Origin of the sequence: Streptomyces sp. NBC_00539 (genome assembly GCF_036346105.1) — a bacterium.
Taxonomy (GTDB): Bacteria; Actinomycetota; Actinomycetes; order Streptomycetales; family Streptomycetaceae; genus Streptomyces.
In genome coordinates, this window is the sequence record NZ_CP107811.1 from 6,571,985 (window position 1) to 6,590,201 (window position 18,217).

General features: G+C 71.7%; 16 protein-coding genes. 9 read left to right on the forward strand and 7 right to left on the reverse strand.

Annotated elements, in window-relative coordinates; translation table 11 throughout:
• Window positions 1-768, reverse strand: coding sequence for an ABC transporter ATP-binding protein (locus tag OG861_RS29755; protein WP_329192264.1), 768 nt, complete (start codon window positions 766-768; stop codon window positions 1-3).
• Window positions 765-1,271 (reverse strand): PadR family transcriptional regulator, encoded by a 507-nt coding sequence (locus OG861_RS29760; RefSeq protein WP_329192262.1) that lies wholly within the window; start codon window positions 1,269-1,271, stop codon window positions 765-767. The genes OG861_RS29755 and OG861_RS29760 overlap by 4 nt, the downstream gene beginning before the upstream one ends.
• 168 nt (window positions 1,272-1,439) lie before the next feature.
• Between OG861_RS29760 and OG861_RS29765 the strand changes: the two genes are divergently transcribed.
• From OG861_RS29765 to OG861_RS29785, 5 genes are all read left to right on the forward strand, one after another.
• Window positions 1,440-2,714, forward strand: coding sequence for an ABC transporter substrate-binding protein (locus OG861_RS29765; RefSeq protein ID WP_329192259.1), 1,275 nt, complete (start codon window positions 1,440-1,442; stop codon window positions 2,712-2,714).
• A gap of 211 nt (window positions 2,715-2,925) precedes the next feature.
• Window positions 2,926-4,608, forward strand: coding sequence for a glycoside hydrolase family 13 protein (locus OG861_RS29770; protein ID WP_329192258.1), 1,683 nt, complete (start codon window positions 2,926-2,928; stop codon window positions 4,606-4,608).
• Between the two features lie 97 nt (window positions 4,609-4,705).
• Window positions 4,706-6,037, forward strand: a complete 1,332-nt coding sequence (locus OG861_RS29775) for an ABC transporter substrate-binding protein (RefSeq protein ID WP_329192257.1) — start codon at window positions 4,706-4,708, stop codon at window positions 6,035-6,037.
• Window positions 6,038-6,048: 11 nt separating this feature from the next.
• On the forward strand, window positions 6,049-7,380 hold the full coding sequence (locus OG861_RS29780; RefSeq protein ID WP_329192256.1) for an ABC transporter permease: 1,332 nt from the start codon (window positions 6,049-6,051) through the stop codon (window positions 7,378-7,380).
• Window positions 7,381-7,490: 110 nt separating this feature from the next.
• Window positions 7,491-8,309, forward strand: a complete 819-nt coding sequence (locus tag OG861_RS29785) for a carbohydrate ABC transporter permease (protein WP_330261987.1) — start codon at window positions 7,491-7,493, stop codon at window positions 8,307-8,309.
• A 32-nt stretch (window positions 8,310-8,341) separates the two neighbouring features.
• Here OG861_RS29785 and OG861_RS29790 read toward each other — a convergent pair whose 3' ends face one another.
• A complete protein-coding gene (locus tag OG861_RS29790) occupies window positions 8,342-9,232 on the reverse strand; it encodes a thermonuclease family protein (protein ID WP_329192253.1) in 891 nt (296 codons plus the stop codon).
• Window positions 9,233-9,674: 442 nt separating this feature from the next.
• On the opposite strand from OG861_RS29790, the gene OG861_RS29795 reads away from it, so the two are divergent.
• Window positions 9,675-10,346 (forward strand): hypothetical protein, encoded by a 672-nt coding sequence (locus tag OG861_RS29795; protein ID WP_443056403.1) that lies wholly within the window; start codon window positions 9,675-9,677, stop codon window positions 10,344-10,346.
• Between the two features lie 441 nt (window positions 10,347-10,787).
• On the opposite strand, the gene OG861_RS29800 is transcribed toward OG861_RS29795, so the two are convergent.
• On the reverse strand, window positions 10,788-11,378 hold the full coding sequence (locus tag OG861_RS29800; RefSeq protein ID WP_329192249.1) for a TetR/AcrR family transcriptional regulator: 591 nt from the start codon (window positions 11,376-11,378) through the stop codon (window positions 10,788-10,790).
• Window positions 11,379-11,444: 66 nt separating this feature from the next.
• On the opposite strand from OG861_RS29800, the gene OG861_RS29805 reads away from it, so the two are divergent.
• Window positions 11,445-11,996, forward strand: coding sequence for an SRPBCC family protein (locus OG861_RS29805; protein ID WP_329192247.1), 552 nt, complete (start codon window positions 11,445-11,447; stop codon window positions 11,994-11,996).
• Between the two features lie 281 nt (window positions 11,997-12,277).
• Here the strand turns inward: OG861_RS29805 and OG861_RS29810 are convergent, their stop codons facing one another.
• Window positions 12,278-13,408, reverse strand: a complete 1,131-nt coding sequence (locus OG861_RS29810) for an NADH:flavin oxidoreductase (protein WP_329192245.1) — start codon at window positions 13,406-13,408, stop codon at window positions 12,278-12,280.
• Window positions 13,409-13,616: 208 nt separating this feature from the next.
• Between OG861_RS29810 and OG861_RS29815 the strand changes: the two genes are divergently transcribed.
• Entirely contained in the window at window positions 13,617-14,108 is a 492-nt protein-coding gene (locus tag OG861_RS29815) for a MarR family winged helix-turn-helix transcriptional regulator (protein WP_329201952.1), read from the forward strand.
• Between the two features lie 463 nt (window positions 14,109-14,571).
• Window positions 14,572-14,901, forward strand: coding sequence for a hypothetical protein (locus OG861_RS29820; RefSeq protein ID WP_329192244.1), 330 nt, complete (start codon window positions 14,572-14,574; stop codon window positions 14,899-14,901).
• Between the two features lie 203 nt (window positions 14,902-15,104).
• Here the strand turns inward: OG861_RS29820 and OG861_RS29825 are convergent, their stop codons facing one another.
• Both OG861_RS29825 and OG861_RS29830 read right to left on the reverse strand, forming a co-directional pair.
• The gene (locus OG861_RS29825; protein ID WP_329192242.1) at window positions 15,105-16,097 is read right to left on the reverse strand and encodes an ABC transporter substrate-binding protein; all 993 of its coding nucleotides are present in this window, start codon (window positions 16,095-16,097) and stop codon (window positions 15,105-15,107) included.
• A 1-nt stretch (window position 16,098) separates the two neighbouring features.
• Window positions 16,099-18,168, reverse strand: a complete 2,070-nt coding sequence (locus OG861_RS29830) for an ABC transporter permease subunit (protein WP_329192239.1) — start codon at window positions 18,166-18,168, stop codon at window positions 16,099-16,101.
• Window positions 18,169-18,217: the final 49 nt, after the last annotated feature.

An 18,217-nucleotide genomic window follows, 5' to 3' on the forward strand; every position in this document is an offset into this window, starting at 1 on the left:
TCACTCCTTCAGTTCGAGTACGCGGGACACGCCGCCGGCCGGTCCGCGGCGTCCGTCACCGAGCCGGGCGTCGTCGGCGATGCGGCCGTCGAAGAAGCTGATGACCCGGTCGGCGGCGCTGGCCATCCGGGCGTCGTGGGTGACCATCATGATCGTCTGGCCGCGCTGGTGGAAGCGGGAGAGCAGCCGCAGCACCTCCCGCGTGCCCTTGCTGTCGAGGCTGCCGGCCGGCTCGTCGGCGAGCAGCAACGCGGGATGGTTGACCAGGGCCCGCGCGAGCGCGACCCGCTGCTGTTCGCCGCCCGAGAGCTCACCGGGCATCGAGCGTTCGCGGCCTTCGAGCCCCAGTTCGGCGAGCAGTTCGGCGCGGGAGGCGCGCGCGGACTTCGGGGAGGCGCCGGCGAGCAGGGCGGGCAGTTCGACGTTGTCGGCGACGGTGAGGTTCGAGACCAGGTTGAAGAACTGGAAGACGACTCCGATGCTGCGGCGGCGGAGCACCGCCCAGCGGGCCTCCCGGTACTCGTCGACGCGCTCCCCGCCGATCCACAGCTTCCCGCCGTCGGGCCGCTGGAGGCCGCCGATCAGATGCAGCAGTGTGGACTTCCCGGCTCCCGAGGGCCCGGTCACCGCGACGAACTCGCCGGGCTGGACCATCAGGTCCACCCCGCGCACGGCGTGCACCGGCGTGCCCTCGCCGTGGTGGGTCTTGGTCAGGCCCTCGGCCCGCACGATGGGCACGGCAGGAGCGGTCGCGGCGTCCTCGCTCATTCCAGCTCCTCCTGACAGCGTTCCAGCCAGTCGAGGTCGGCCTGCAGGTGCAGCATGGCGCCCTCGATCAGCAGTTGGGAGATCTTGTTGTCGCGGTCCTCGGCCGCGGCCAGCTTCGACAGGTCCCGCATGGTGTTGAGGTACTGCCGCCGCTGCTTGTTGATCAATGCGATCGGGTCGGCCAGACCCGACTGGGGCGCGAGGGCGAGTTTCATGAAGAACTCGTCCCGTACCCGGGGCTCCTCGGCGGTGTCGTCGAACCAGGCCAGCACGGCCTCGCGTCCGGCGTCGGTCAGCCTGTACGTGCGCTTGTTGGGCCGGCCCGACTGCTCGACGTCCTCGCCCTCGATCAGACCGCTCTTCTCCAGCCGGCCGAGGGTGACGTAGATCTGGCCCACGTTGGGCTGAGGGTACGCGGCGCCCAAGAGCTTCTCAAGGTCCTGCTTGAGCTCGTATCCATGGGCGGGGCCACGGGTGAGGAGTGCCAGGAGCGGCAGCCGCACTCGCTCCTCCTCCCTCCCGCTCGGTAGTCACCTGTTCACCTGGCAACGGGCCGGGTGGCGCCGCCATCCCGCCCGTCTGCCTGGACGTCTAGTATCGCCCATGCCTAACGGGTATATATAGGCCCCGATGGTCGGCGGCGCAGCCGGATCGTGCACTGGGAGGAACCTATGCGGTGGACGCGTGCCGCGGGTAGGGCTCTCCTGGTCGTGGCGGTGGTGCTGGCGGGGTACGCCGGGTTCGGTGTCGGTGCGCCCGACGGCGTGGCCTCCGGCGGCCGCGGTCCCATGACGCTCGCCACTGCGGGCGACCTCACCGGTTACCTCTCCCCGCTGCTCGACGACTGGAACGCCGGGCACCCCGGCGAGCGCGTCACGCTGGTCGAACTGCCCGACTCGGCCGACGAGACGCGCGCCCAGATGATCAGCGAACTGCGGTCGGGCGGCAACCGCTTCGACCTGCTGAACATCGACGTCGCCTGGACGTCCGAGTTCGCCGCGGCCGGATGGATCTCCCCGCTCGACCGCGCCCGCTTCCCGCTGGACGCGTTCTTGCGGCCGGTGGTCGACACCGCCACCTTCGACGGCAGGCTGTACGCGGTCCCGTACGTCACCAACGCGGGACTGCTCTACTACCGCAAGGACGTGCTGGACGAGGAAGGCGAACAGCCACCGCGCACCTGGGCCGACCTGATCCGCCAGGCGCGCACGATCGCCCCGAAGCACGGACTGGACGGGTACGCCGGCCAGTTCCTGCCGTACGAGGGGCTCACCGTCAACGTCACCGAGGCGGTCAACTCGGCGGGCGGTTCGATCCTGCGCGACGACGGGGCCCGCGTAACGGTCGACTCCGGCGCGGCACGCGTCGGGCTGCGGTTCCTCGCGGACGGCGTCCGGGACGGCTGGATCTCCCGGGACGCGCTCGGCTACAAGGAGGAGGAGTCCCGGCAGGCGTTCCAGGACGGCCGTCTGCTCTTCCTGCGGAACTGGCCCTACGTCTACGCCGACGCCGGCGCGGCGGGGTCGAAGGTCGCGGGCAGGTTCGGCGTGGTGCCGCTGCCCGGGCCGGACGGGCCCGGCTCCAGTGTGCTGGGCGGCTCCAACCTGGCCGTCAGCAGCCGCTCCCGGCATCCGGCCTCGGCGGCCGATCTGATCTCCTACCTGACGAGCGAACGGGTCCAGCGCAAGGTGCTGACCGAGGGCTCGCTCCCACCGGTGCGCGCCGCGCTCTACGAGGACCCCGAGCTGCTCCGCGCCTATCCCTACCTGGCCACGCTCCGCCAGAGCGTGCTGTCGGCGGTGCCGCGCCCGAAGAGCGCCCGCTACGACCAGGTGAGCCTGGCCGTACAGGCCGTGGCGCAGGACCTGATGGCGCGGCGCGAGACGCCTGACCAGGCGGCGGCGAGGCTTGCGCGCGAGCTCGACGGCGTTTCCCGGACCGGCTGATCCCGCACGACCGTCTCTCAGGGCGCCTACTTACATGTTAAGTAGGCGCCTTCTTTGCGTGTTGTGCTCATTCGTGGACATATCACCCCAACTTCCTGCAGTTTTCGGACACATCGTTGACATCTTCCGGTCGCTCCTACTTAACATGCATGCATAACAGCGCACCTGAACCAGGGCGCTCTCGCATTCAGCAGAAACAGGTCGACGCGAGATGCTCAGCACCCTTCCGGCCGACACCGGCCGCCCCTCCCGCACTGCCACCACCCCCGACTCCTGGTGGCGCGACGCGGTGATCTACCAGGTCTACGTCCGCAGCTTCCTCGACAGCACCGGGGACGGGATCGGCGACCTGGCCGGCGTACGGGCCGGACTTCCCTACCTCCGGAAGCTCGGTGTCGACGGCATCTGGCTCAGCCCCTTCTACCCGTCGCCGCAGCACGACCACGGCTACGACGTGGCCGACTACTGCGGCGTCGACCCCGTGTACGGCGACCTCGCCGAATTCGACCGGCTGGTGGCCGATGCCCGCCGCCTCGGCCTCAAGCTCCTGCTCGACATCGTCCCCAACCACTGCTCCAGCGAGCACCCGTGGTTCCGCGAGGCCCTCGCCGCGGAACCCGGCAGCCCCATGCGTTCGCGTTTCCACTTCGCGCCCGGCCGCGGCCCGGACGGTGAGCGGCCGCCCAACAACTGGCGCGCCATGTTCGGAGGCCCCGCCTGGAGCCGGACCACCGGGCGCGACGGCACCCCGGGGGAGTGGTACCTGCACCTGTTCACCCCCGAGCAGCCCGACTGGAACTGGCGCGACCCGGCCGTGGGCGACGAGTTCGAGCGCGTGCTGCGCTTCTGGCTGGACCGCGGTGTCGACGGCTTCCGCATCGACGTCGCCGCAGGGCTGTTCAAGCACCCCGACCTGCCCGACTCGGACGACCCCGGGGCCGACGAGCGGGCCCGCGACTCCGTCAACCAGCTCGCCTGGAACCGGCCCGAGGTCCACGGCGTGTGGCGCCGCTGGCGCTCGGTGTGCGAGGAGTACACCGCCTTGGACGGCCGCGAGCGGCTGCTGGTCGGCGAGGTGTCCGTCCCGACGGCGCGCGAACACGCCGAGTACGTCCGGCCCGACGAACTCCACCAGGCGTTCTTCTTCGACCTGCTCAGCGCCCCGTGGGACGCGGACGCCTTCCGTTCGACGATCACCGAGGCGATGCGCGACATCGCCGGCACCGGCTCCACCGTCACCTGGGTGCTCAACAACCACGACCAGGTCCGCACCGTCACCCGCTACGCGGGCGAGCCCGGGGTGGAAGGCAGTGGGCTGGGAGCCGCCCGTGCCCGCGCCGCCGCCCTGCTGATGCTCGCCCTGCCCGGCGCGGCCTACGTCTACCAGGGGGAGGAGCTCGGCCTGCCCGAGGTCCTCGACCTGCCCGACGAGGTCCTGACCGACCCGATCTGGCGCCGTACCGGCAGCCGCAAGCGGGTCCGGGACGGCTGCCGGGTGCCACTGCCCTGGTCGGGTCACGCCTCCCCGTTCGGCTTCAGCCAGGGTGCGGCCGGCGCCAAGCCGTGGCTGCCGCAACCGGAGTGGTTCGCCGAGCACGCCACCGACCGCGCCCTGGCGGACACCCGTTCCTTCTGGCACCTCTACCGCGACGGCCTCCAGCTGCGGCGCAGCCTGCCGCAGCTCGGCGACGGCACCCTGCGCTGGCTCGACACGCCCCCGCAGATGCTGGCCATCGCCCGGGGCGACGGCCTGGTCTGCGCGGTCAACTTCGGCACGCAGGCGATGCCCGCCCCCGTCCCGGGGACCCCGTTGCTCGCCAGCGGACCCTGCCCGGACGGAGTGCTCCCGGCGGCGACGGCCGCCTGGTGGACGTCGGAGTGCCCAGCCCCGTGAACCCGCCCGGCAACCCGTGAACCGCCGTAACAGCCCCAGCGGTGACGGCGGATGCGAGCCCGCAGCCCCGGACCGACCTCCTCGAAAGGACCCTGTCATGCGACGACCCGGCAAGACGACCCGACGGACCGCCGCCACCGCGTCGGCGGCCCTCGCCCTCGCCCTCGGAGCCACCGCCTGCGGCGGCACCACCGCACCCGCGAGCGGCGGCGAACTCAGCGGCCAGACCGTGACCGTGGCGGGTGTCTGGACGGGCAGCGAACAGAAGAACTTCAAGAAGGTCCTGGACGCCTTCACCGAGAAGACGGGCGCCAAGACGGTCTTCGTCCCCTCCGGCGACAACGTCTCCACCTTCGTCGGAAGCAAGATCGAGGGCGGAAACGCGCCCGACGTGGTGATGATCCCCCAGGTGGGCGTGCTCCAGCAGTTCGCGAAGGCCGGCTGGCTCCAGCCCTTGTCCGACCAGGCCGCCCGGACGGCCGGCTCCACCCTTCCCCCGGTCTGGAAGGACTACGGAACCGTCGACGGCACGTACTACGGCCTCTACTTCAAGGCCGCCCACAAGTCCACCGTCTGGTACGCCCCCGACGCCTTCACCCAGGCCGGAGTCAGTGAGCCCAAGAGCTACGCCGATCTGCTGAAGGCCGGCCGTACCCTCGCCGACTCCGGCCGCCCGGCCTTCGCCGTGGCAGGCGAGGACGGATGGACCCTCACCGACTGGTTCGAGAACATATACCTCTCCCAGGCAGGTCCGGAGAAGTACGACCAGCTCGCCCAGCACAAGCTCAAGTGGACCGACGACAGCGTCGTGAAGGCCCTCACCACCCTCGGCGAACTGTTCAAGGACAAGCAACTCGTCGCCGGCGGCGCCGAGACGGCGCTGCGCACCGACTTCCCCTCCTCGGTCGAGCAGGTATTCGGGCCCCAGCCCAAGGCCGGCATGGTGTACGAGGGCGACTTCGTCGGGGGCGTGGCCAAGGACCAGTTCGGCAAGAAGCCGGGGCAGGACGCCAAGTTCTTCCCGTTCCCGGCGGTCGACGGAGGCAAGGCACCCGTCGTCAGCGGCGGTGACGCCGCAGTCGTCCTCAAGGCGGGGAAGAACGGCAAGGCGGGCATGAGCCTGCTCGAGTTCCTGGCGGGCCCCGAGGCCGCCGAGGTCTGGGCCGGCGCGGGCGGCTTCCTGTCCCCCAACACCAAGGTCGACTTCGGCGCGTACGGCGACGACACCACCCGCAGCACCGCCCGGTCGCTCGTCGCGGCGGGCAACACGGTCCGCTTCGACATGTCCGACCAGGCCCCGGCGGCGTTCGGCGGCACCAAGGGGGCGGGCGAGTGGAAGCTCCTCCAGGACTTCCTGCGCGACCCTTCCGACCCGCAGGGCACGGCCGCGAAGCTCGAGACCGAAGCCGCCAAGGCGTACGGGAACTGAGGCCGCCCCCCATGGCTGACACCCTGACCGCCCGCGCCGCGGCCGATCCCCGGCGCCGGGCCCACAACAGGAGGCGCCGCCTCGCGGTCGTCTTCGTACTGCCGGCCCTGCTCCTGCTCGGCGCGCTGGTCGTCTACCCGGTCGTCTTCTCCTTCTGCCGCAGTCTCTTCGACGCCAGCGGCAACCATTTCGTCGGAGCCGGGAACTACGTGGCGATCGTCCACGATCCGGCCACCCTCAAAGCGATCCGCAACAGCGCCCTATGGGTCGTCGTCGCTCCGACCCTGCTGACCGGACTCGGTCTGATGCTCGCCGTGCTCACCGAGAAGGTGCGCTGGGCGACCGCGTTCAAACTGACGCTCTTCCTGCCGATGGCCGTCTCCTTCCTCGCCGCGGGCATCGTCTTCAGGCTCGCCTACGAGCAGGATCCGGGCCGGGGTGTGCTCAACGCGGTCGTCGTCGGCGTACACGACACCTTCGAGGACCCCGCCGCCTATCCGACGGCCCGTGTACGCGAGGGCCAGGCCCTGACGGGGAACGCGGGCGGCCCCTACAGCACGGCGAGAGCGGTGCGCCCCGGAGGCTCGGTCAACCTCGGCCTCGTCGGTGTGGCACCCGACGCGGTGCCCGCCGCAGCGGAGCCGGCTGCTGCCGCGGCGCCCGGCCCCGACGGCATCGGGGGCGTGGTCTACCTCGACTTCGCCCCCGGCGGCTCCGGAGCGCCGGGCCAGGTGGACCCGGGCGAGAAGGGCCTGCCCGGCGTGACGGTCGAGGCTGTACGGGACGGCCGCACGGCCGCGACCGCCACCTCCGCCGCCGACGGCTCCTTCCGCTTCACCGGGCTGGCCGACGGCGAGTACGTCCTGCGCCTGCCCGCGGCCAATTTCGCGGCCCCGTACCAAGGAGTGAACTGGCTCGGGCCGGCGCTGGTGACGCCGGCCATCATCGGCTCCTACCTATGGGTGTGGACCGGTTTCGCCATGGTTCTGATCGGGGCCGGGCTCGCCGCCATCCCGCGCGACGCGCTGGAGGCCGCGCGGATGGACGGCGCCACGGAGGGCCAGATCTTCCGCAAGATCACCGTGCCGCTCCTCGCGCCGGTGCTCACCGTCGTCTTCGTCACGCTCGTGATCAACGTGATGAAGGTCTTCGACCTCGTGTACATCATCGCGCCCGGACCCGTGCAGGAAGAAGCGAACGTGCTGGCCACGCGCATGTGGCTGGTCTCCTTCGGCGGTGGCAACAACCAGGGCCTCGGAAGCGCGCTCAGCGTGGTGCTCCTCCTGCTGGTCGTCCCGGCGATGGTCTTCAACATCCGGCGCTTCCGAAGGAGTGCGGCATGAGCAGTCACGGCACGATCGAACGCCGGTCCCCCGGGCGTACGACCGGGGCCCGGCCCGCCCCTGCCACGCCCGCCCGCAGACCGCCCCGCAAGAGCCGGCTGTCGCGCCTCATGAGCAGCTCGGCCGTCCAGGTAGTGCTGCTCCTGGTCGCCCTGGTGTGGATCACCCCGCTGGCCGGTCTGTTCCTGTCCTCGCTGCGCTCGGAACGTGACAACGCCTCCGACGGCTGGTGGAACGTGTTCGCCGACCCGTCCCAGCTGTCCCTGGACAACTACACCGCCCTGTTGCGGGACTCCGGCATCGCGGCGGCCTTCGGGAACACCGTCCTGATCTCGGTACCCACCACCGTCCTGGTGGTGGCCGTCGCGGCCCTCGCCGGGTACGCGTTCGCGTGGCTGGACTTCCCCGGCCGGGACGGCATCTTCCTCGTCGTCGTCGGACTGCTGGTGGTACCCGTGCAGATCGGGCTGCTGCCCGTGGCCAAACTCTTCGGCGCGGTGAGCCTGTTCGGCACCATCCCGGGAGTCGTCCTCTTCCACGTGGCCTACGGGCTGCCGTTCGCGGTGTTCCTGCTGCGCAACTACTTCGCCGAGATCCCGCGCGAAATGCTGGAGGCCGCCCGGATGGACGGCGGCACCGAATGGCGGATCTTCTCCCGGCTCGTGCTGCCGCTCGGCCGCCCGGCCATCGCGAGCCTGGCCATCTTCCAGTTCCTGTGGGTCTGGAACGACATGCTCGTGGCGCTGCTCTTCGCGGACAGCGGGTCCCAGCCCCTGACGGTCGCCCTCCAGTCGCAGATGCGGCAGTTCGGGAGCAACATCGGCGTCCTCGCCCCGGGCGCGTTCCTGTCCCTGGTGGTCCCGCTGATCGTCTTCTTCGCCTTCCAGCGGCACTTCGTCCAGGGAGTGATGGCGGGCTCGGTGAAGTAGGGCTCCCGCGCGGTCGGGCCGTCGGCCGCGGTTCACTTCTCCGTGAAGATGATGTCCCTGACCGGGCGGGTCATCTTCACGGTGTTGTCGGCGGTGACCTCGACGATGTGGTGCAGGCCGCTGAAGAGCGTGTCGGTGTCCGGCAGGAGGCGGTATTCGTCGGCGGCGCCGGCCAGGTACGCCCGGAAGCGGTCCAACGACGGATCGTCCGGGGTGAAGTCCAGGTAGTCCTTGAGGCGGCGGAACAGCTTCGGCAGGATCACCTGTCCGGTGTGGTCGTTCGTGATCGACGGCATTCCGGTCACGGTGGCCCCGTCGGTGGTCTTGTCGACACCGGCGGCCCACAGGCCCGCCCCGACCGCCCGTGCCTGTTCCGAGGCGTCGGTGAGCAGCTCGCGCAGGTACCCGGGCAGGCCGGCGTAGTACGTCGGGTAGACCAAGCCGAGCCGGAGCAACTGGTAGTTGGCGGTCTTCCTCAGCAGATCGTCGTCGAGGGCCGTCCCGTAGCCGCTGTACACGGGCGGTGTGGTCTTGCCGACGAAGGCCACGCACCGGCCGTGGACGTCACTGCCCCGGGTGAGGATCCAGCCGGGCACGCTCTGGGGCACGGTGACGACGGTCTCGTCGTCCTCGTCGCGGATGACGGATTCGAAGCCGACGAGGGTCAGCAGCCGGTCCGCGGCCTGGTGCGCCAGGTCGCGCGGCTGGTGCTCCTCGTGCGGCTTCTGGCCGTAGTGGGTCTCCAGCGCGTCGATGGCTTCGAGCCGGATGCTGACGCGGCCGTCGGCCTTGGGCACGATCGGTGCGCAGCCGGGTACGAGCTTCCAGTCGGCCACGTCGTCAGCGACGAACGGGAGGGTGTCCCCGTCCGGCCGGGCGCGGTCCGTCATCTTGAACGAACCCCTGATCAGCAGCATGGACATGGCGACTCCCACAGTGGGAACGGGCGAGGTCGGTGTGCGGCGCGGGAGTCACTGTACGTGATCGACCGTCACGAAGGGTGCAGGTGCGGGTGGCTCGGCGCTGTCTGCGCCGAGCCGGCCGGCGACGGACCCGACGGGACGTCAGCCGGCCGAGGGCCTTAAGGGCACGTCAACCACACCTTAATGCCGCCTTTGGTCCCCTCCGCCGCGCGTCGGCCGAGGCCGTCGGTGCGAGCGCCGCACGCACCCCTCGCTCCTGCGGGTGCCGGGTACGTGACCTGCTCCTTCGCACCCGCTCCGAGAGCGACGGGTCCGCGGGCGCAGTGCCGCGCCGCGCCTCCGAGCCTCGGCAGCGACGTATTTGTGACGTGGTGACAAGACTGCGCCCACGGGGGATTCCGGCCCGTAAGAAGGACAAGGACAGCGCCCATCGGATCGAGGAGTGTCCATGTCCCGGAAGCGGACCATGAGTTCCACGAAGAAGGCCGTGTTCTGTGTCGTCGCGGGAGCACTGGTGGCCGGAGGGTTCGTCGCCACCATGGCGACCGGCAATGCCGCCGTCCCCGACACCGTGTGTCAGGGGTCGACGGTGACGTTGTCAGGTGAGGCGGGTCCGCCGGCGGCGAGCAGTGGGACGTTCCCGGTGGGGACGAAGTTGCGGGTGACGAATCTGGACAACGGTCAGGGGACGACGGTGTCGGTGAACGGTCCGTCGGGCAGTTGTGTCCTGCTGAACAACGCGGCGTTCGACAAGGTCCGCGAGCCGGGCAAGAACCTGATCCGGCGCGCGCGCATCGAGCGCATAGCGGCGGGGAGCGGAGGAGCCGCGGCCGGTACGGCAGGTGCGAAGGTGCCGCCGGCCACCGGACAGGTGGTGTGTCAGGGGTCGACGGTGACGTTGTCGGGTGAGGCGGGTCCGCCGGCGGCGAGCAGTGGGACGTTCCCGGTGGGGACGAAGTTGCGGGTGACGAATCTGGACAACGGTCAGGCGACGACGGTGTCGGTGAACGGTCCGTCGGGCAGTTGTGTCCTGCTGAACAACGCGGCGTTCGACAAGGTCCGCGAGCCGGGCAAGAACCTGATCCGGCGCGCGCGCATCGAACGCGTGCGCTGAGCGGCCCAGCCGTCCGCGGGGGCGCCGGTCCAGGCGTAGCGGTGTTCGGGGAACTCCTCGACGAACCCGGGGCCCGCCGCGAGCAGGCGGGCATCGCCCGGTACCAGCAGCACGGCCGCCCGCAGCCCGGGCCGGAAGCGCGCCGCCGCGGCTCCCGCCGGCCCGCTCCGCGAGGCGGCGCGCACCTCCCGGGCCGGGTGCTCCAAGAAGCACCCGGTCCACCAGGCGGCGGGCGGCACCGACTGGCACCCCGCCCCGGCCGGGGCGCTCCGGCACGAGGGCTCGGTGGGGCTGTCCGGTGCTCGTGGCCGCGATCACCGGCTTCGCCGTCCTGACGTATCCCTCGTCGACCCCGCCCACCACGAAGCCGGGGTCGAACCTCGGCACACCGGTGAACTGCGGCCTCCGGGCGGCACTGCCGGGCGCCGTGGCGTCGGGTGGTTACCGTTTGGGGCCGGGGGCGTCGTGGAGCAGCAATTCGACCGCCGCGTCGATGTAGCCGTCGAGCCGGTCCTCCGTGCCGAGGGGGAGCAGCCCGGGTAGCCGCACGGCCAGCTGGCTGTGCCCGACATGGGCCGTGAGCCCCAGAACGGCCCGTTGGAGGGCCACCTCGGGCGGGAAGCCGACCTCTTCGAAGAGGCCGATGACGTAGGACATCCGCCGTTCCATCACGCGCCGCACGACGGGCCCGACGAGTTCATGGCCGGCCGAGGCGAGCACGCTGACGGAGACGGGGCTGTGTTCCGCATCCCTGCTCACACGGGTGAAGAGCATCCGCAGCCGGGCTGCCGGATCGGGTTCGGCTGCGACGGCGGAGATGGTCGCCTCGGTGAAGCGCTGTTCCCACAGGGAAAGCGCCGCCTCGAGGAGCGCCTCTCGATTCGCGAAGTGCCAGTAGAAGCTGCCCTTGGTGGTGCCGAGGCGGGCCGCGAGCGGCTCCACCGCGACGGCGGGGACCCCGCCTTCACCGAGGGCGGTCAGCGCGGCTTCCGTCCAGTCGTTCGCGGACAACCGTCGACGATCTTGTCTCATCACCATACGGTAGCGTACGGTCGTTCCATACGCACCCGTATGGAGTGCGTTCGGAGGAGGCATGGCATGCGCAATATCCAGCGCCGCACCATCGAGGCACCAGCATCCGCGGTGGGGCTGCTTCTCGACCGCCTCGGCAGCGCGCAGGACCGCCTGTGGCCGGCGCGCACCTGGTCGCCACTGCGGCTCGACGCCGGACTGACCGTCGGCTCGGCCGGGGGACACGGCAGGATCCGCTACGAGGTCAGCGAGTACGAGCCCGGCAGCCGGGTCCGCTTCACCTTCGCCCCTGGGCGTGGTCTGGACGGTCACCACGAATTCGTCGTCATCCCCGAGGGGCCGGCACGCTGCCAGGTCGTCCACACGGCATCCGGGCGCCTGGCCGGGGGAATGCGCCTGGTCTGGCCGCTCGCGATCCGCTGGCTCCACGAGGCCCTCCTCGCCGACCTGTTCGACAACATCGAGCGGGAGGCCACGGGCCGCCTCGTCCGGCCCGCCCGCTGGTCCCCCTGGGTCCGTCTGCTCCGCCGCTTCTTCCCTCCGACCTCAGCCTCGACCAGCCGCCGCGGCTCTGATCCGGCGTCCGGGCCGAGTGACGAACGCCCGAGCGAGTCATGATTCCCGCGTAGCGAAGCGTTCCATGGGGGCTGCTGCGACTCCTCGCCGAACAGGCACGCGTCGGCACGCGCACGAACCGCCTCCCGGCCGAGTGGCGGGCGGACCCTGGGCCTTGGCGGCCAGGTCCGGCAGCCCCGACGACCGCACCGGGCGGTCCGGTGCCACAGCCGGGAACGCGAACGCCCCGTGACGTCGGCGGACCGATGTCACGGGGCGTCGCGGGGCCGGTCGTCGGGGCGACGGCCGGCCCCCGGTGAGCCGGACAGACCGCCGGGTACCGGTTAGCGGCTGAGCGACTTGAGCGCCGCCGCGTCGTACGGCTGCAGCTCGTCGAAGCGGTTTCCGAGGACCTTCGCCGCCCACTGCGGGTCCTGGAGCAGCGCCCGGCCGACGGCGACCATGTCGAACTCGTCGCGTTCCATGCGGTCCAGGAGGTTGTCGATGTCGCCGAGGGCCGCCCCCTCGCCGGCGAAGGAGCGGATGAAGTCGCCGTCGAGGCCGACCGAGCCGACGGTGATGGTCGGCCGGCCGGTGAGCTTCTTGGTCCAGCCCGCCAGGTTCAGGTCCGAGCCCTCGAACTCCGGGACCCAGTAGCGCCGGGTGGAGGCGTGGAACGCGTCGACGCCCGCCGCCGTCAGCGGGGCCAGGATCGCCTCCAGCTCCTGCGGGGTCTGCGCGAGCCGGGCGTCGTAGGCCTCCTGCTTCCACTGCGAGTAGCGGAAGATCACCGGGAAGTCGGCCCGGACGCGCTCGCGGACCGCCGCCACGATCTCCGCGGCGAACGTCGTACGGGCCACCGCGTCGCCGCCGTACGCGTCGGTGCGGCGGTTGGTCCGCTCCCACAGGAACTGGTCGAGCAGGTAGCCGTGGGCGCCGTGCAGTTCGACGCCGTCGAAGCCGATCCGCTCGGCCTCCGCGGCGGCGTCGGCGAACGCGCCGATGACGTCGTCGAGGTCGGCGCGGGTCATCGCCTTACCGGTCCCCTCGGTGCCGTCGACGCGGATGCCGGAGGGGCCGACGGCAGGCGCGTCGGCGTACGGGGCCTCGCCCTGCTTGCGCACCATGCCTATGTGCCACAGCTGGGGCACGATCGTGCCGCCGGCCTCGTGCACGGCCGCGGCGACCTTCGCCCACCCCGCCAGCTGGTCCTCGCCGTGGAACCGCGGCACCCGGTCGCTCTGTCCGGCGGACTCGTGACCGACGTAGGTGCCCTCGGTGACGATCAGACCCACACCCGCGGCGGCCCGGCTGGCGTAGTACGCCTGCACGTCCTCGCCGGGCACACCGCCGGGGGAGAACATCCGCGTCATCGGAGCCATCGCGATGCGGTTGGGGACGGTCAGGCCGTTCAGCGTGACGGGCCGGGACAGGATCTCGGCAGCGCGGGAGGGGGTGGACGTGGTGGGGGTCATGCGGGTCCTCCGTGTTGAGGCTGTGGCTCGTCGGGCTGACAACGAGGAGTGCATAGTACACATGTTGTGTATCGTGCATATTGCAGCCCTCACCCCACGCGGGGCGACCCGGACCACACCCGCCGGGTCTGGAGGGCGACGGGTCCGCGATAATGGAACGCCGGAAGGAGCGGGAGGCGCAGTGCTGGAAAAACTGGAGCGGGAACTGATGCTGCTCTCGCGGCACCAGGTGCTGGTCCGGCGCGAGCGCGATCCCGAACGCCTGGAGCGGTCGGCGTACCTGCTCCTCAGCCGGATCGACACCCAAGGCCCCATGTCGATCGGAGAGCTGGCAGAGGCGTTCGGGCTCGATACCTCCACCGTGAACCGCCAGACGGCCGCACTGCTGCGCTGCGGACTGGCCGAACGCGTCGCGGACCCGGGCGGCGGCATGGCCCGCAAGCTGCGCATCACCGCCGAAGGTGCGCGCCGGCTCGCCGGGGACCGCGAAGTCAACCGGTCCTGCCTGGCCCGGGTGGTCGCCGACTGGTCCCCTGAGGAGGTGCGGGAGCTGGAGGACGTCCTGGTCCGGCTCAACCGCAGCGCCGAGGCACTCGAAGGACGGCACTGGCCCCGCGCGGAGGAGGCGGGGGAAGGCGGCGCCCTGACCGCGTGCCCCCAGCAGGCGGCCCCGCCGGATTCCGCGCCGCGAGCCACGTAGGAACCCGTGACTCCCCGCCCGGCAGCGCCGCCCCGGTATGTGAGGGCAGCGCGCAGTCGGCCGTTGGCCCGCCCGCTCCCGGAGCGGTCGTGTCGCGGTGGCTGACGTGGGCGCCGCAGGCGGCGGCGCGGGCCGCCGCCCGGCGGTCAGCCCTGGTTGCGGTGCCGGCCGCGGCGGTGGGGCTCGCCGGTCGCCAGCAGGACGAGAGCCAGTGCGATGGGGAAGAGGAACAGCAGGGTGACTGTCATGACATACGCATGCCCCCGCATGTAGCGGTCACGCCCATCGGCGAGCTCGCGCCGGTTGCATCCGGCGAAGGCCGTCCGCGCCCCTCTCCCCGTCAGTGGCCGCGGCTTCCAGGCAGCAGGCGCGCCGAGGCTCAATTTGCCTCGACGTGCCAGGTGTTGATGATCTAGTGCTGTCCCCACGCACGCTGTCCCATGCACAAAGACCGAGGAGCACCATGCGCGCCAGCGCCATACGCCGCGTTTCCACTCTCGCCGCCGGGGTCGCACTGACCCTCTCGGCGGCCGTCTCCGTCGCCACCCCCGCCACGGCGTCCACCGTGACGTGCCAGGCCGCGGGCGGAGACCTCTACGTCACGGCAACGTCCGCTCCCGTACGTACGGCCTACTACGAGACCGGGCGGGTAGTCGACACCGTCCACCGGGCTGACCGGCTCCACTTCACCCAGTCGTGCAAGAACTCCAAGGGCAACCTGTGGTACTGGGTCGACAAGACCTACGGAGTGAAGGACGGCTGGATCTACTCGGGCAACGTGGCCCGGATCTGACCCCGGCTTGAGGAGCCGCCGTCCGCGACTGCGACGGCGGCTCCCCGCCCCGACGCGGCATCGCCGCCGTGCTCCACCGCTACGCACGCGAGCGGCGCCGCCGCCCGAGGTCATGAACCGACGCCGAGGCCGTCGCACCCGCGAGGGGCGCGACGGCCTCGGCTCGCACACGGGCGGCACGCGTCAGCCGGGCGGGCGGCGAGTCAGCGCGTCCACGGCTTCCACACCGGCTCGTGGCGCTCCACCCACTTGCGGGCGGCCTGTTCCGGCGTCAGCTTGTCCTCGGCGATCATCAACGCCACCTCGTTCTGGTCCGCGACGGTCCAGTGGAACTTCTTCAGGAACGAGGCCGCCTTCCCACCGTGCTCCGCGAACCGCGTGTTCAGGTACTTCTGCAGCGGTGTCCGCGGGTAGGCGCAGTCCACCTTCTCGGGATCGGCGTCGCAGCCCTCCCGGTACTCGGGCAGCTTCACCTCCGTCATGGGAACCCGCTCGAACAGCCACTGCGGCTCGTACCAGTAGGTCAGGAACGGCTTGTGCTCCTTGGCGAACTGCCTGATCTGGGTGATCTGCGCGGCCTCCGACCCGGCGAAGACGACCTCGAAGTCGAGGCCGAGGTTCTTCACCAGCGCCTTGTCGTTCGTGACGTACGAGGGCGAGCCGTCCATTAGCTGGCCCTTGCCGCGGCTCTCGGCGGTCCGCAACTGGTCGGCGTACTTGCCGAGGTTCTTCCAGTCGGTGACGTCCGGATGCTCCTGGGCGAAGTACGTGGGGACGAACCAGCCGATGTGGCCGGTCACGCCCAGGTCGCCGCCCGGCGTGATGGTCTTCTTGCCCTCGACGTACCGCTTCTCCTGCTCCGGGTGTCCCCAGTCCTCCAGGATCGCGTCGACCCTGCCCTGGCTGAGCGCGTCCCAGGCGGGTACCTCGTCCACCTGGACGGTGTCGACGCGGTAGCCGAGCTCGTGTTCGAGCAGATAGGCGGCGACAGCGGTGTTCGCCTGCGCGCCGACCCACGACTGGACGGAGAGGGTCACGGTCTTCGCGCCCCGCGCGGCGGCGTAGGGGGAGGACTGGCGGGTCATGTCGGCCGCCCCGCAGGCGGTGAGCGCGAGGAGGGAGGACGTGGCCGCGAGCGCTGCGACCACGCGCCGGCCGCGGACCGGTCCTCGGTGGTGGTGGGGGAAGATCCGCATGTCAGGCCTCCTTCGCGGGCTGGGTGACGCGGTCGAGCACCAGACCCAGGCAGACGATCGCGGCGCCGGCCACCAGGCCGGTGGCCAGGTCGCCCTGGGCCAGGCCGAGGACGACGTCATAACCCAGCGCGCCACCGCCGACCAGGCCACCGATGATCACGACGGCGAGGACCAGCACCACCGCCTGGTTCACGGCGAGCAGCAAAGCGGGCCGCGCCAACGGGAGTTGCACGTGACGCAGCTGCTGGGTGCCCGTTGCGCCGAGGGAGCGGGTCGATTCGAGGGCCGCCGGGTCCACCCCGCGCAGGCCTTCGGTGGTGATGCGCACCACGGCGGGAAGCGCGTACACGACCGCGGCTGCCGCGGCGGGCGCCCGCCCGACACCGAACAGCGCGACCACCGGGATCAGGTAGACGAACTGGGGCATGGTCTGGCACACGTCGAGCACCGGGCGCAGCAGGCGCTGTGCCCGGGCACTGCGGGCGGCGCCGACGGCGACGGCGAAACCGAGTACGAGGGTCACCGCCACGGCGGCCAGCACCTGGGAGAGGGTGTCGAGGGACGGCTCCCACACGCCGAGGACCCCGATGGCGGCCAGCGCGAGGACGGCGGTCAACGCCGTGCGCCAGGTACCGACCAGCAGACCGAGGGCGCCGACCAGGGCCAGGAGCAGCCACCAGGGGGTGGCCTGCAGACCGGAGCGCAGCGGGTCGAGCACCCAGCCGGTGAAGCGGGCCGCCCAGTCGGCGGTGCCACCGACCACGGGCACTCCGGAGTAGAGGTGGTCGGTCATCCAGGCGACCGCGCGGTTCACGGGCTCCGCGATCGGCACGGTCCAGGACCCGGGCCACAGGGCGGAGCCCGCCATCCGGCCAGCGACGGCCACGGCGACCGCGGCGAGGAGGGTGAGCAGCCACCCGTACCAGCCCGCGAAAACGCGTCCCAGGGGATGCCGCTCCGACGGTGGGGCCGGGGCGGCGCCCAGGCGGTCGCCCGCCGCGTCGGCCGTCCGGTCGAGGACCACGGCGAGGAGAACGATGGGGACGCCGGCGGCGAGCGCCGCACCGACATCGACCGAGGCGAGCGCCTGGTAGACCCGGTCGCCGAGGCCGCCGGCGCCGATCACGGAGGCGATGACGGCCATCGACAGCGCCATCATGACGGCCTGGTTGACTCCCAGCATCAGCTGTCGGCGGGCCAGGGGGATGCGCGCGGTGAGGAGGCGCTGGCGCCCCGTCGCGCCGAGCGAGGCCGCGGCCTCCAGCACCCCGGCGTCGGCCTCCCGCAGGCCGAGCGCGGTCAGCCGCGCCATCGGCGGGGCGGCGTACACCACGGTGGCCAGGACGGCGGCGGGCACGCCGATGCCGAAGACCAGCACCATCGGCAGCAGGTACGCGAAGGCGGGCAGCACCTGCATGGTGTCGAGTACGGGGCGCAGCGCGCGGTCGGCCCGGTCCGACATCCCGGCGGCGAGGCCGAGCAGGGCGCCGAACACGACCGAGGCCGCGACCGCGACGACCATCAGGGCCAGCGTCTGCATGGTCGGCACCCACATGCCGAGCAGCCCGCACGCGGCGAACGCCGCGACGCAGGTCAGCGCCAGCCGGACGCCCGCGAGGCGCAGGGCCACCAGGCCGGCGAGGGCGGTGACGCCCGTCCAGCCGGCGGCGAGGAGCACGACGTACACCGCGCGGACCGACACCACCACGGCGTTGCTGACGTGCCCGAAGAAGTACAGGAAGAGTGGATGGTGGTCCCGGTTGTCGATGATCCAGTCACCGGCCCGGCCGAGCGGCCCGGACAGGTCGACGGCCAGCGAACCGGGCCAGCCGGCGGCTCCGGGCAGCAGGAAGGCGGCGGGCACGAGGACCAGGGCGACGACGGCGAGGGGCCAGACCCTGCGGTCGGCGCGGTGGCGGAGCAGCAGGGCCCGCAGCCGGGCGCGGGGCGAGGCGGGAGCGGGGGGCCTGCGGTCCGGCCGTCTGCTCCCGTCGGGTCCCGTGGGTCCGTCGGACGCGAGGGGCGGGCGCGAGGGGCCCTGCTCGCGCACGGATGTGGTGGTCGCGGTCATCCGCACCACCGCCCGTCACCGGGGGCGGGGGCAGCGCAACGGGCGCGGG

Excerpts from the sequence above, each read along its gene's own strand:
- OG861_RS29820 (WP_329192244.1), top strand. The coding sequence starts at position 14,572 with ATGCGCGCCAGCGCCATACGCCGCGTTTCCACTCTCGCCGCCGGGGTC.
- OG861_RS29815 (WP_329201952.1), top strand. The coding sequence starts at position 13,617 with ATGCTGCTCTCGCGGCACCAGGTGCTGGTCCGGCGCGAGCGCGATCCC.
- OG861_RS29825 (WP_329192242.1), bottom strand. The coding sequence starts at position 16,097 with ATGCGGATCTTCCCCCACCACCACCGAGGACCGGTCCGCGGCCGGCGC.
- OG861_RS29775 (WP_329192257.1), top strand. The coding sequence starts at position 4,706 with ATGCGACGACCCGGCAAGACGACCCGACGGACCGCCGCCACCGCGTCG.
- OG861_RS29800 (WP_329192249.1), bottom strand. The coding sequence starts at position 11,378 with ATGAGACAAGATCGTCGACGGTTGTCCGCGAACGACTGGACGGAAGCC.
- OG861_RS29790 (WP_329192253.1), bottom strand. The coding sequence starts at position 9,232 with ATGTCCATGCTGCTGATCAGGGGTTCGTTCAAGATGACGGACCGCGCC.
- OG861_RS29765 (WP_329192259.1), top strand. The coding sequence starts at position 1,440 with ATGCGGTGGACGCGTGCCGCGGGTAGGGCTCTCCTGGTCGTGGCGGTG.
- OG861_RS29810 (WP_329192245.1), bottom strand. The coding sequence starts at position 13,408 with ATGACCCCCACCACGTCCACCCCCTCCCGCGCTGCCGAGATCCTGTCC.
- OG861_RS29785 (WP_330261987.1), top strand. The coding sequence starts at position 7,491 with ATGAGCAGCTCGGCCGTCCAGGTAGTGCTGCTCCTGGTCGCCCTGGTG.
- OG861_RS29830 (WP_329192239.1), bottom strand. The coding sequence starts at position 18,168 with ATGACCGCGACCACCACATCCGTGCGCGAGCAGGGCCCCTCGCGCCCG.
- OG861_RS29770 (WP_329192258.1), top strand. The coding sequence starts at position 2,926 with ATGCTCAGCACCCTTCCGGCCGACACCGGCCGCCCCTCCCGCACTGCC.
- OG861_RS29805 (WP_329192247.1), top strand. The coding sequence starts at position 11,445 with ATGCGCAATATCCAGCGCCGCACCATCGAGGCACCAGCATCCGCGGTG.
- OG861_RS29755 (WP_329192264.1), bottom strand. The coding sequence starts at position 768 with ATGAGCGAGGACGCCGCGACCGCTCCTGCCGTGCCCATCGTGCGGGCC.
- OG861_RS29780 (WP_329192256.1), top strand. The coding sequence starts at position 6,049 with ATGGCTGACACCCTGACCGCCCGCGCCGCGGCCGATCCCCGGCGCCGG.